The sequence below is a fragment of the Streptococcus zalophi genome (assembly GCF_016481285.1).
GTDB classification, from domain to species: domain Bacteria; phylum Bacillota; class Bacilli; order Lactobacillales; family Streptococcaceae; genus Streptococcus; species Streptococcus zalophi.
On record NZ_JAENBP010000002.1, the window covers coordinates 55,765 to 70,092 of the forward strand.

The following is a 14,328-nucleotide window of genomic DNA, read 5'->3' on the forward strand; positions in this document are numbered from 1 at the left end:
AAATGATGAGATTAAAAACGTTGCCTTCTGAATTTCAGAAGGCTTTACCTATTTTGTCTAAGATTAAAGAGTCTGGGTATGATGCTTATTTTGTTGGTGGCAGTGTCCGAGACGCTATTTTAGAACGTCCAATTCATGATGTTGATATTGCTTCAAGTGCCTATCCTGAAGAAATCAAAAAAATATTTTCAAGAACTGTTGATGTCGGTATTGAACATGGTACTGTTTTAGTTCTTGAGGAGGATGAGGTTTATGAAATAACAACCTTTAGAACCGAGGAAGCTTATGTTGACTACCGTAGGCCAAGTCAGGTTCACTTTGTGCGTTCTCTCAAAGAAGACTTGAAAAGAAGAGATTTTACCGTTAATGCTTTTGCTTTAAATAATGACTCAGAAGTCATTGATTTATTTGGCGGATTACAGGATTTAGAAAAAAAGACATTACGTGCAGTTGGTGATGCCAAGGAACGTTTCAACGAAGATGCCTTAAGAATTATGAGAGGCTTACGTTTTGTTTCAAGTCTTGGTTTTTCCATTGAAGAAAAAACATTTTCTGCCATGATGGCTAATGCCAATCTACTAGAAAAAATTTCAGTTGAACGCATTTTTATCGAACTTGATAAATTATTAATGGCCCCTTTTTGGCGAAAAGGATTGGAACAATTGCTTTCAAGTGATGTTTATCACTTTTTGCCTGAATTAAAAAATAGTAAAGAAAGCTTACAATTAATGCTTGATGAGCTTACGCCTAGTTTTCAGTTTGAAACTTCTGAACAGGCTTGGGCAAATCTCGTAATGTGCCTTCAAGTAAAAAGTATTAAGAGCTTTCTAAAAAAATGGAAAACCTCAAATGAGTTCCAAAAATCTGTAGAAAATCTGTTAGCCGTTTATCAGATTCGCCTTGAGCGTGACATTTCAAGACAGGATGTATATCGTTTTGGAAAAAGTATCATTAACCAAGTAGAATCATTGCGTGAAGCAAAAGGACTATCATTTAATTATGACAAAGTGTCTGAATTGGATGGTCAACTATCAATTCATGATAAAAGAGAAATTGTTGTGAATGGTAGTAAACTTATGACTTTGTATCAGTTAAAACCAGGTCCTAAACTTGGAAAATTATTAAGTGATATTGAACGTCAGATTGTTGCTGGCCATTTGGATAATACTGAAAAAGCTATTTTAAGTTTTGTTGAAAGGAGATTAGCAAGTGAGTGATTTTTTAGTAGACAATCTGACTAAAACGATTGGTGACAAAACAGTTTTTCAAAAAATTTCTTTTATGATTCATCCACTTGATCGCATCGGTATTATTGGTGTTAACGGCACTGGAAAAACAACTCTTTTAGAAGTTATTTCTGGAGAATTAGGTTTTGATGGCGATGTTTCTCCTTTTTCTCATGCCAATGATTATAAAATAGCTTATCTTAAACAAAATCCAGTTTTTGACGACTCAAAAACAGTGCTAGATACGGTTTTATCAGAAGACCTAAAAGAAATGAGATTAATCAAAGAATATGAAGATCTGATGATGGATTATTCTAATGATAATCAAGAACGCTTAGAAAAAGTCATGTCTGAAATGACTGCCATTGATGCTTGGTCTATCGAAAGTGATGTTAAAACTGTGCTATCAAAACTTGGTATTAACAATCTCAATCAAACCATTTCACAGTTATCTGGTGGTCTCAAAAGACGTGTTCAACTAGCTCAAGTGCTTTTATCTGATAGTGATTTGTTATTACTTGATGAACCAACCAATCATCTTGACATTGATACCATTTCTTGGTTAACAGACTATCTTAAAAATAGTCAAAAAACAGTCTTATTTATCACCCATGACCGTTATTTTTTAGATGCCATCTCAACTCGTATTTTTGAATTAGCCAATGCTTCGTTAACAGAATATCAAGGCAATTACCAAGACTATGTTCGCTTAAAAGCAGAACAAGATGAAAGAGAAGCTAGTAGCCTCCATAAGAAAAAACAACTCTACAAACAAGAGTTGGCTTGGATGCGTACTCAACCTCAAGCCAGAGCAACAAAACAACAAGCTCGGATAAATCGTTTTGAAAAACTAGAAAACGAAGTAAAAAATGATGTGGCATCAGACAATTTAGAAATAAATTTTGATACCACACGAATTGGCAAAAAAGTCATTTCTTTTGAGGAGGTCTCTTTTTCCTATCCTGATAAACCTATTATCTCAGACTTTAATTTATTGATTCAAAATAAAGATAGGATTGGTATTGTTGGTGATAACGGTGTTGGTAAATCAACCCTGCTTAATCTAATTTCAGGAGATATCACACCAAGTTCAGGTCATTTATCTATTGGTGAAACGGTGAGAATTGGTTACTTTTCTCAGCAGATTAAAGGGATGGATGAGAATAAACGGCTTATTAATTATCTTCAAGAAGTGGCAGATGAGGTTAAAACAAAAGTTGGTATCACAAGTGTTAGTGAATTGTTAGAACAATTTTTATTCCCAAGATCAAGTCATGGCACCTTGATTTCCAAATTATCAGGGGGTGAGAAAAAACGCCTTTACTTGTTAAAACTTCTCATTAAAAAACCAAATGTTCTCTTGTTGGATGAACCCACCAATGATCTTGATATTGCTACCTTAACTGTTCTTGAACGTTTTTTACAAGGTTTTAGTGGGCCTGTCATTACTGTTAGTCATGACCGCTATTTTCTTGATAAGGTGGCAACTAAGATCTTAGCTTTTGAAGATAATACCATTAAAGTATTTTATGGTAATTACACAGATTATCTTGATGAAAAAAACTTTCAAGTTCGTTTAAAAGAAGAACAGCAAAAAAAAGTGGCATCAAAAACAAAATCAGATAGTAAGCCAGAAACTGTTAAAAAGAGAATGTCTTACTTTGAAAAACAGGAATGGGAAACGATTGAAGACGCTATAGAACAACTTGAAGAAAGTATTACTCAAATAGAAAAACAAATGCTCGAGGCTTCTAGTGACTATAGTCAATTAGCTAAACTTCAAAAAGAACTAGACGAAAATAATGAAGACCTTCTTGAAAAATATGAGCGTTATGATTATCTCAGTCAATTGAGTCAATAAATGTTTTGTTATATCTTTTCATAACTATTTCAGCCCACTTGATGGGCTTTTTTGTTATAATATTAACTAAGAAAGTGAGAGATGGGTGGAGAAATGAAATTATTATACACTGATATTTATAATGACATGTCTGGTATTTTAGCAAAAAAAGCTCATGAATATGCGTTAAAAGGGAAAAGGGTTTTTTATATTGCGCCAAACTCTCTGTCCTTTGAAAAGGAACGGCTAGTTCTTAGCCTACTACCTGAACAAGCTTCCTTTGCTATTACGATTACACGTTTTACGCAAATGGCGCGTTATTTTACCCTTAATAATACGGTTAAGTCGACCAGTATTGATGATATTGGTCTTTTTATGCTTTTTCAAAAAACCTTATCACAATTTTCTGAAGAGGATTTACCTATTTATGGCCTTTTAAAGAAAGATCCCAATTTTATTGATCAGTTAGTCAATCTATATCAAGAACTAAAGACAGCCAATATGAGTTTATTAGAACTAACTGAGCTAGATAATCTAAAATTTCAAGACTTATCAAAGATTTTTACTGCTTTAGAAGAAGAGCTTAACAATAATCATTTTGAAAGTATTTCTCCAATCAGTCTTTTTTCAAACCAAGTGGCATCTGGTTTCCTTGATAAGGCTTTAGCCGATGTTGTGCTTGTTATTGATGGTTTTACAAGATTTTCTGCTGAAGAAGAATTGCTTATTCAGCGATTAGAAGAAAAGACTAGTGAGATTATTATTGGAACTTATGCCAGTCAAAAAGCCTATCGTTCTAACTATTCAGAAGGTAATATCTATCAAGCTGGTGTTGATTTTCTAAGACACTTGGCGTCTTTATTTTTGGTGAAACCAGAATATATTGCAAAGACCTCAGAAACTTTTTTTGCCAATCTCTCACGAACAGTTGAGAGTTATTATGATTTCTCCAAAACGCCTCTAGAATTAGCAATTTCAAACGACTCTCCAGTTACTATCTGGGAAGTCTCTCATCAAAAAGAAGAAGTAGAACAAGTCGCAAAGGCGATTCGGTCAAAACTTCACGAAGGTTATCGTTATAAGGATATTTTAGTCCTCTTAGGAGATGTTGATAGTTATCATCTTTATATTAAAACTATTTTTGATAAGTATCAGATTCCCTTTTATCTTTCAAAACCAGAGTCAATGAGCCATCATCCTCTTGTTCATTTTATTGATGCACTTGAGCGATTGAAACGTTATCGTTTTAGGGCAGAAGATCTTCTTAATCTTCTCAAGTCAGGTCTATTTGGTCAGTTTTCACAAATGGAACGTGATCTTTTTGAGAAATACATTAATTATGCTGATATTAAAGGAAAGGCTGCTTTTTCTCGTCAATTTATCTATGATAATGCAGGACAATTTGATCTTGAAAAAATAAATGACATTAGACACCGAGTGATGTCACCTTTACTTCATTTTTTTAATAGTCAAAGTAAAACTGCAAAAGGATTACTAGATAACCTCATGACGCTGTTAAAAGATGTCCAACTAGATTGGCATTTAGAAAATATTGCAAAGACCTCAACCCAAGAAGAAGCGGAGAAACATCAAGAAGTTTGGAAGACTTTCACTCACATCTTAGAACAATTCCAACTCATATTTGAAAATGATAAATTGGATTTAGCTTCTTTTCTAAGTTTTCTTAAGATTGGGATGTTATCTGCCAATTATCGTATAGTACCTGCTACGTTAGATGTTGTTAATGTGAAATCATTTGATCTAATAGAACCTCATACCAATCAATTTGTATTTGCTATTGGTCTTAGCCAATCTCATTTCCCAAAAGCATCTAAAAATACAAGTCTTATTACAGATGAAGAGAGACTGGCCATTAATCAAAGTGTCAAAAAAATAGCTCGCTTTGATATTCCAAGTCAAGAAATGATGAAAAAAAATCATCTTGTCGCTCTATCTCTTCTTAATGCTGCTACAAAAGAATTGGTTCTTTCTAGCCCAAGCATAATAAATGACAGTCAAGAAATGTCATCCCCATACTTACAAGTCCTTAAACAGATAGGGCTTCCTGTTATTGAAAAAAATAAAGACCTAACAACTATCAATCCTGATGATTTGGGAAGTTATAGTGGTTTATTAAACCGTTTGGTTGATTTTTATCAAGAGGACATTCAAAAAGAAGATTTGAGTAAAGATGAGAGGACTTTTTGGTCAGTTGCTGTTCGTGTTTTGAAGAAAAAACTAGCAAAAGAAGATCTATTTTTGCCTAGTCCAAACGAGGATTTACATGTTGCTCCTTTAGCAAAGGATACTTTAGCGATTAAGTTTCCAAAAGACAAGCAGTTGCAATTATCTGCGTCAGCTTTAACTGACTTTTATGAGAATGAATATAAGTATTTTTTGAAATATGTTCTTGGTCTAAAAGAACAAGCTTCCATTCATCCCGATGCCAGTCAACATGGTAATTTTCTACATCGTATTTTTGAATTACTGATGGCTGATAAGAGTTCTAATCACTTTGATGACAAATTGTCTTTAGCCATTAACAAAGTGAGTCTTGAACCTATTTTTATGTCTCTTTATCAACAAGATACGAAAAGTGAGTTTTCAAAAGCTGTTTTACTTGATATTGCTAAAGAAACAGCTGTTGTTTTAAAAGATAATCCTGCTATTGACGTGATAGCTCAGGAACTTGTTTTTGGAGCTGATAATCAAAATACTCTTGACTTGGGTGATGGTAGATTGGTTAATATTAAAGGAAAAATTGATAGACTAGATTATTTTTCAAAAACGGATAGTTATGGCGTGGTTGATTATAAATCAAGCGATAAAAAATTCAATTTAGCTGATTTTTACAATCGCTTAAGCCCGCAACTTATCACTTATATAGCTGCATTAAGAAGTGCTAAGGAATTTGAGCAAATAACAAGTATTTTTGGCGCTATGTATCTCCATATGAAAAATCCAATCCTTTCACTTGATCAAACGAAATCTCTTGAAGATGTTTTATCTAAATCCGTTGAAGAATTAAAGTATAAAGGATTATTTGTAGAAGAAAAAAGTCAAGAATTAAGCCAACTCTATGCCAATAAACGCTCCACTTTTTCAGAAAATGATTTAGAGATTATGATAGCTTATAATGAAAAACTGTACAAAGAAGCGGCAAAGAAAATTTTATCAGGACATTATGCTATTAATCCATACACAAAAGACAATAAGTCAGTTGCTGGCGATCAGTTTAAAGCCATTACACGTTTTGAAGCAAATCAGCATTTATCAAATGCTCGGCAATTGAAAACTTTTCCACGCGCTAGTCAACAGCAATTGATTCTAGAACAAATGAAAGGAGAGATTGAGAAATGAAGCAGCTTCCCTTTTTAACAGAAGATCAGATAAGAACATTGCAAAATCAAGAAAAAGTTTCTGATAAACAGCAAAAAAGAACAAGCGAACAAATAGAAGCCATATATAGCAACGGTCAAAATATCTTGGTCTCAGCCTCTGCTGGTTCTGGAAAAACCTTTGTCATGGTTGAACGTATTCTTGATAAACTTAAAAGAGGTATCGGGATTGAAGAACTCTTTATTTCCACTTTTACAGTTAAGGCTGCAAATGAATTAAAAGAGAGATTGGAAACAAAATTAACAAAGGAAATAAAGGAAAGTATTGATAATGAGAGTCGCAGACACTTGTCTTTACAAATTGCAGCACTCCAACATGCTGATATTGGGACAATGGATGCTTTTACTCAAAAAGTAGTTAGTCAATATGGCTATTTATTAGGTATTTCACCACAATTTCGTATTTTGCAAGATAAAAGTGAGCAAGATATTTTAAAGCATGATGTTTTTGACGCTTTATTTGAGAAATATATGACTGGTGATAAGGCTAGCTTGTTCCAGAAATTAGTCACTAATTTTTCTGGGCAAAGAAAAGATACTAAGGGATTTTACCAAGTGATTGACGCCATTCATCAATTTATCCAATCTACAAGCGATCCCATCCAGTGGCTAAATTTGACGTTTGATAAGGGTACTAAAAAATATGTCAGCATCCATGATTTACCAAGTACTGTTATTGAAAAATTTATAGAAGAAATGTACAGTGTTGCTAATCAACTGGAGGATTTAACACTTTTACCAGAATACAAGCAAACTACCAAGCAAGGAACTCCCACAGCTGTCTACAAAAAACATCAAAAGCTTTTTACTGCTTTAAGAGAGTCAGCCTATGAAGTGGAAAATGATTATAATAGCATTGATTTTTCGAAGTTGGCCCTAACGATTGAGGCATTATTACCAGCTGGAAATGAAGTGACTATTGCTGGGCAAAAATATAGTCTATATGCTTCGTTACACCAATTTATCAATCAATTCAAATATATTGAAACAATTATTCGTTATCAAGAACAAGCCTTACCTTTAATTGCACTTTTAAAAGATTTCATGATTGATTTTCATTCTGACTACTTGATGCGTAAAAAATTTGAAAATGCTTTTGAATTTGCTGATATCAGTCATTTTGCCATTCAGCTTTTGGAAGAAAATGAGTATGTTCGTCATAGCTTTCAAAAAAAATACCATGAAGTTATGGTTGATGAATACCAAGATACTAACCATAGTCAAGAAAAAATGCTAGAATTGTTATCTTCTGGTCATAATCGCTTTATGGTAGGTGACATCAAGCAATCGATTTATCGTTTTCGTCAGGCCGATCCACAAATTTTCAATCAAAAATTTAAAGATTATCAACAAAATCCAGCAAATGGTCGTCTCATTTTACTCAAGGAGAATTTCCGTAGTCAAATGGAAGTACTAGATGCGACAAATGCTATCTTTAGACGGTTAATGGATGAAAAAGTTGGAGACATTGACTATAATGACACACATAGCCTCTTAGGAGGTAGTAAAGAACAGTTGTTAGCTAGTGAAGAAAATCAGACAGAACTTTTAATCTATGATACAGACAGTAGTTTAGATGAAACTGATAATGATGATTTAACTGTTTTTGAAGTTGAACTGGTAGCAAAAGAAATTATTAGACTTAGAAATGAGAAAAATGTTTCTTTTAATGACATTACGCTTCTTGTATCATCTAGAACACGTAACAATGCCATTATAAGAAGTTTTGAAAAGCACGGTATTCCTCTTGTTTCTGATGGTGGTGAGCAACATTATCTTCAATCTGTTGAAGTTATGGTCATGTTAGATACCTTAAGAGTCATTGATAATCCCTTAAATGATTATGCCCTTGTCGCTCTTTTAAGATCACCAATGTTTTCTTTTGACGAAGATGAAATGACACGGATTTCACTTCAAGGAAAAAGCAATAAAGATAAGTCTTATTTATATGAGAAACTCTTACTAGCACTTAATAAAAAAGGGGCTTATCCTGAATTAATCAGAGAAAAAGATTATCAAAAACTAAAACGATTTTATCAAACCTTAGAGTCATGGCGTCACTATACAAAAACGCATGGATTGTATGATTTGATTTGGAAAATCTACCAAGACCGTCATTACTATGACTATGTTGGTCTCTTACCAAATGGTGAGCAAAGACAAGCCAATCTTTATGCTTTAACAACCAGAGCAGATCAATTTGAAACAACTGGTTTTAAAGGTCTATCTCGTTTTATTAGAATGATTGATAAGATTATTGAAACCGAAAATGACTTAGCTGATGTAGAAGTGGTAGCACCAAAAGAAGCTGTTAGCCTAATGACCATTCATAAAAGTAAAGGACTACAATTTCCATACGTATTTATTCTCAATATGGATAAACGCTTTGACAAAAGAGATGAAACAGCATCGATGATTTTAAGTCGCGACAATGGTATTGGCATCAAATTCTTAGCTGATATGAAAGAAGAATTTGGTAATAAGACACCATTACCTCATCTTTTAGTTTCAATGAAAACATTAGCTTATCAACAAAATCAGCAAGAATTAACCTTGGCTAGTTTATCAGAACAAATGCGTTTACTTTATGTTGCTATGACGCGTGCTGAGAAAAAACTTTATCTGATTGGTAAAGGAAGCCAAGAAAAATTAACTAATCGTTTTGATGGACAGGAAAAAAATGGTAAATTAACAACCTCAAGTAGAGAACGTTTTGCCAGTTTTCAGGATTGGGTCTTAGCAGTTAAAGAAGCCTTTCCCAATACTTCAAAAACTGTTAAGGTTCAATTTGTAGAACAATCAGAACTAACACCAGATAAAATTGGTCAAATCAAACAGGCAAATCCAATTCCTATAAATGATTTAGAACATAATCGTCAAAGCCAGGAGATCAAACGAGCACTTGACATCATGGAAAATGTAGATAAACTAAATAAACAATATGAAGCAGCTATCAATCTACCAATGGTTAAAACACCAAGTCAAATAAAAGCTTTTTATGAACCGATTATGCAAAACAGTGAGATGGCAGTAATGACAAAATATCAACCAGCTGTTGATTTTAGTTTTCCTGATTTTTCAAATCAAAAAAATGTCACAGCAACTGAGATAGGTTCTGCAGTACATGAATTGATGCAACGCTTACCAATCACAGAAGAGCTAACAACTGAACTTGTTAAAGAAACACTTACCTATGTTGATGCTTCTGATGCTGTTAAAGCAAAAATTGACATTGCAAAAATTCTAAGCTTTTTTACAACAGAACTTGGTCAACTTATCATTAAAAATCCTGATAAATTATACCGCGAAGCACCTTTTGCTATGTTAGAAATAGATCCTTTAAGTCAAGAACCTTTTGTTATTAGAGGTATTATAGATGGCTTTATCAAATGGAATGATAGAATTATTTTGTTTGATTATAAAACAGACAAGTATCAAGATGCTGAGGTTATTAAACAACGTTATCAAGAACAGCTGAGTCTCTATGCCAAAGCACTTCAAAAATCTTATCAGATTGAAACAATTGAAAAGTACTTAGTCTTATTAGGTGGAGAAACCTTAGAAGTCGTTAAATATTAAAAAGAAGTTGCTTGAGCAACTTCTTTTATATTATAACTTTAATTCTGAATAGAATAAGTCAAGGGATTTAGCCACAGACTCATTTGTTAAAAGACCACGGTAGATATTAACACCCTTATAAAGTGCTTTATTATCTTTTATTGCTTGTTCAACACCCTTATTTGCAATTTCAATAGCATAAGGAAGAGTCACATTGGTTAGTGCGATAGTTGATGTTCTTGGAACAGCACCAGGCATGTTGGCAACAGCGTAGTGGGTAACAGCATTCACCACATAAACAGGTTCATCATGAGTGGTTGAATGATCGGCAGTTTCAATGATACCACCTTGGTCAACGGCAACATCAATGACGACTGACCCTTTTTTCATCGAAGAAATCATATCACTTGTTACAAGTTTAGGAGCGCGTGCACCTGGAATTAAAACGGCCCCAATAAGAAGATCGGCTTCCTTAACTTCTTTAGCGATATTAAGTGGGTTTGACATCAAAGTTTGAATGCTATTACCAAATTGTGTGTTTAATTCAGCTAAACGTTTAGGATTAACATCTAAAATGGTCACATCAGCACCTAAGCCAACAGCCATTTGAGCTGCATTGGTACCAACGACACCACCACCTATAATCACAACTTTTCCTTTTTTAACGCCAGGGACCCCACCAATTAGAATACCAAGACCATCATTTATTTTTGTAAGGTAGTGAGTACCAATTTGTACTGCCATACGTCCAGCAACCTCACTCATTGGATTAAGTAGAGGCAAGAGACCTTCTTTTTCAACAGTTTCATAAGCAATTGCAATAATGTTGCTATCTAGGAGAGCTTTTGTTAATTCAGGGGCAGGGGCTAGGTGAAGGTAGGTAAAAAGGATAAGACCTTCTTTGAAAAAAGCATACTCTTCTTTAAGAGGTTCTTTAACTTTAATAACAAGGTCAACATCCCAAGCTTCCTCAGCAGAATCAACAATTTTGGCCCCCTGCTCAATATATTCCTCATTAGTAAAACCAGATCCTAAACCTGCATTTGTTTCGATAAGCACTTCATGGCCGTTTTGTTTTAAGGATAGAACACCAGCAGGTGTTAAACCTACACGGTTTTCATGAATTTTAATTTCTTTTGGAACACCGATAATCATAGTCTCATCCTTTCAATCTTTTATATAAATAATTCTTCATTTACATATTTTACACTATCTGAGAAATCAGTCAACAAAAAACCTATAATTTCGTTTAATCCAGCTATAAAAATGTAATAAAAAAGAGTATAATAAAGGTAAGTGAAATTGAAGATTACGTTAAACGATAAAAAATTGTATTTTTAATTAGTGTTGTTATTTTAAATTTTTGTTTTAAAACAAGAATAGTTATTATGGTTAAGATACTTTAAAGAACTGGAGGCGCTAAATTTATCTAAAGAAAAAAGAGTTGGTTATTAGTTTTAGTTATATCAAAAGAAGAGGAATAGTTTTTAGTAGAGTCATTAATCAATGAAAGTTAACTAAAAAACAAAGTGCTAATGTCAAAAGTCAAATTATTTTATTAAAAGAAAGGTGATATCTTATGAGAAGAAAAATGTTTACTTTCATTATAACTTGTTTGGCAATCCTAGGAATTTCAGGTTGCCAACAAGGAAGTAATGTAAACCAAGGAAATCAAAAGGCAACAACAGAATTAATTGCAAAATACCAAAAAGATAGTCAGTATGAAATTATTCCAGAAATAAAAACAATTAAAGCAACGGATGCTATTGAATTAGATATCATGAAAAAAACTGAATGGACTTTAGCACCATTTGCTGATTTTGAAGAACACCAAGTGACGAAATCATATAGTACAAATATACCAGTTGGTATTTACACGGATTATGGATTGAAGATAAATTATATAGATGGTTCAGGTAGAGCAAGTTTTGAAAGAGACGATTATGCTGGGAAACTCAAAATTTTCGCGGATAATGAAGTTATCATGTCTAATAGAGCAGATGAAAGTAAAAAAATAACTGCTACAGGAAATAATGATTGGGGAAGGTTAAATATTTTATACCTTGTGACTTATAATGATCTAGAAACAGGTAAACTATTAAAAAAACCAACTGTTCAAATTTACAAAATTGATCACAGTGAAGATGAGTTACAAGCACCCTATATTAATTATCAAATTGATGATGATGGTTTGCTAAAACTAACATGGAATGAAGTAGAGAATGCTTCCGAATACTATATTATTAGAAATTATGTAAGTGGTCACCGAGATGATAAGGGTGGATTAAATGTTAGATCTCATCCAATAATAATTGGCACAACAACTAAAACTGAGTGGGATTCCTCTCAAATAGAACAATCTTTTTCAAGATCTAGTCAAAACGAAGCTTTTATTAATTATGATATAGGACTTGAAGATTATTTATTAGATGAGTCTAGTGCTGCTGAAACAGAGCTTAAAAGAAGTGATACAGAAAAGATTAATGCCTACAATGATGCTACATTTATCACTGTTGTAGCTGTCAACAAGCAAAACCAATCTGCTTTTTCAAATATGATTTCAAACAGAGATATTAATGATAAATTACCCGTTAAAATCGCCTACTATACTTCAAGATTCTTATATCCACTTAACAAGCCATTTGAAAAAATAACTGATTTACCTACCACAACACCAATTACAATGGCGGATGGATCAACCAAAATGTTTCCAATAGAGATAATTCCTGAAGAAACAAGTGTAAGCAAATTCGATACTTTTTTGGTTTATTATAAGATTAAAGGAACTAAATTTAGCGATTCTTTAAAGGTTAAATCTTATGATGAAAAAGAGGTTGCTAAAGATATTAAGACATTTAATAAAAAAGCTGAAAAACAAAATCAAAAAACAGGTATTTCAAGTAATACTTTTGATTACTCACAGTTTGATGAATCAAATATCAAAAGTAAACTTGCTTCTGGTTATGTTGAAGTTGAAGATAAGATTTTTTCAACAACTGCACTGGGAGAATATTTGGCAGCTCACATGATTTCTGGTAATGACTATATTGATATTTCTCAGTTTACTGAAGCTGTCGATACTTCTTTCATTAATGATGTTATTTCAGAAATTGAATACCAAAATCCAACGATTCCACATATTCGAAATGTACAATTGTCTGCAGATAATTCAAAAATATTAGTGTCATATTATGATCTAGATAAAGAGACTAGAAACAAAAAAACTAAAGAAATTCGTGATGTTTTAGATAAAGCTGTTTCTGAAATCATTACAGAAGGAATGACAGAAATAGAGAAGGCAAGAGCTATTAACCAATACATTATTTCAAACTCAGAATACGACTATGAAGCTTTTAAACAAGGTAAGGGTAGTTGGTTATTAGATAGTGATTTTGCAGATGCCTACCATGCCTATGGAATTAGTGTTGAGCATTTAGGGGTATGTATTAGTTATGCTCAAACGTTTAATTATATGGCAAAAAAAGCTGGTTTAGAAGTGATTACTGTTACTGGCTATGTTAATGGCGATCAAAATGCTGGTCATGCTTGGAATGCTGTTAAAATTGATGGGGAATGGCGTTACTTTGATATAACATGGAATGATCATGACGATCCTAGTAGGCAAGAAGAGTATTTTAATCTTTCACATGATGATGAAATCTTGACAAGCTCACATACACAAGATGAGAAAAGATATATTGTTCCAAACTTTATTTCAAATTATCGATAGAATATTGTTAATCTGTTTAGATAGTGAATAAAATAAAGCTCTAACTCGTTTGTAACTTTTATAAGTTAAATATTTTTAATTTTAGTTTATCATTATATAAAGCTAAGGCTTACATAGAAGCCTTAGCTTTTGTCTATTAGTAAGAACTCATAACTAGGAGTAAAAATGAAAAAGAATAATATGCAATTTTTAAGGCTTTCCAAGAAGAAACATCTGACAATTTATGTCATGGTATGATGGACTTATTATCAAGGTTTTCGAAATCTAAATTAATCTTTTTAATATGACATTATCAAATAATTCCAAGTAAGATGAAAAGTTAAGAGCTATACAATTTCTAATAAGAGGAAGCATGGATGTTAATTTTAAACAGAAATACAAAAAGACTTATTTGTACTTGAATTGTAAAGTATTATGTTTATGTTTCTGCTCAATATTACTTTTTAAAGAAATTCCCGTAAAAAAATTAGTATACGATTTTAAATTAAAGGATATAGGGATATTTTTTTAATAACTCTTAAATTTCAAGAAGTTGCCATATCTCGTAAAAAAAGGTATACTGCTAAGTAATTATCT

Annotated in this window: 5 protein-coding genes and 2 pseudogenes; 6 read left to right on the forward strand and 1 reads right to left on the reverse strand. The window is 32.6% G+C overall.

From position 1 onward, the window contains the following. Positions 1–5: 5 nt before the first annotated feature. From JHK64_RS01855 to addA, 5 genes and pseudogenes are all read left to right on the forward strand, one after another. Positions 6–1,217: a CCA tRNA nucleotidyltransferase gene (locus tag JHK64_RS01855; RefSeq protein ID WP_199567305.1), complete on the forward strand. Its 1,212-nt coding sequence runs from the start codon at positions 6–8 to the stop codon at positions 1,215–1,217. Beyond that, a pseudogene (locus JHK64_RS01860) lies at positions 1,210–2,794 on the forward strand (ABC-F family ATP-binding cassette domain-containing protein); the annotation flags it as partial. The gene JHK64_RS01855 and the pseudogene JHK64_RS01860, both read left to right, overlap by 8 nt. Positions 2,795–2,868: 74 nt before the next feature. Continuing rightward, a pseudogene (locus JHK64_RS07560) lies at positions 2,869–3,087 on the forward strand (ABC transporter C-terminal domain-containing protein); the annotation flags it as partial. Between the two features lie 93 nt (positions 3,088–3,180). Continuing rightward, the gene (rexB, locus tag JHK64_RS01865; RefSeq protein ID WP_199567307.1) at positions 3,181–6,426 is read left to right on the forward strand and encodes an ATP-dependent nuclease subunit B; all 3,246 of its coding nucleotides are present in this window, start codon (positions 3,181–3,183) and stop codon (positions 6,424–6,426) included. After that, positions 6,423–10,043, forward strand: a complete 3,621-nt coding sequence (gene addA / locus JHK64_RS01870) for a helicase-exonuclease AddAB subunit AddA (protein ID WP_199567308.1) — start codon at positions 6,423–6,425, stop codon at positions 10,041–10,043. The genes rexB and addA overlap by 4 nt, the downstream gene beginning before the upstream one ends. A gap of 30 nt (positions 10,044–10,073) precedes the next feature. On the opposite strand, the gene ald is transcribed toward addA, so the two are convergent. Further along, positions 10,074–11,177, reverse strand: coding sequence for an alanine dehydrogenase (gene ald, locus JHK64_RS01875; protein ID WP_199567309.1), 1,104 nt, complete (start codon positions 11,175–11,177; stop codon positions 10,074–10,076). A gap of 436 nt (positions 11,178–11,613) precedes the next feature. On the opposite strand from ald, the gene JHK64_RS01880 reads away from it, so the two are divergent. Beyond that, positions 11,614–13,752, forward strand: coding sequence for a transglutaminase domain-containing protein (locus JHK64_RS01880; protein ID WP_199567310.1), 2,139 nt, complete (start codon positions 11,614–11,616; stop codon positions 13,750–13,752). Positions 13,753–14,328 lie beyond the last annotated feature (576 nt).

What these genes read in the sequence shown, in the direction of transcription:
- JHK64_RS01855 (WP_199567305.1), top strand. Translation starts at nt 6, where the DNA reads ATGAGATTAAAAACGTTGCCTTCTGAATTTCAGAAGGCTTTACCTATT.
- rexB (WP_199567307.1), top strand. Translation starts at nt 3,181, where the DNA reads ATGAAATTATTATACACTGATATTTATAATGACATGTCTGGTATTTTA.
- addA (WP_199567308.1), top strand. Translation starts at nt 6,423, where the DNA reads ATGAAGCAGCTTCCCTTTTTAACAGAAGATCAGATAAGAACATTGCAA.
- ald (WP_199567309.1), bottom strand. Translation starts at nt 11,177, where the DNA reads ATGATTATCGGTGTTCCAAAAGAAATTAAAATTCATGAAAACCGTGTA.
- JHK64_RS01880 (WP_199567310.1), top strand. Translation starts at nt 11,614, where the DNA reads ATGTTTACTTTCATTATAACTTGTTTGGCAATCCTAGGAATTTCAGGT.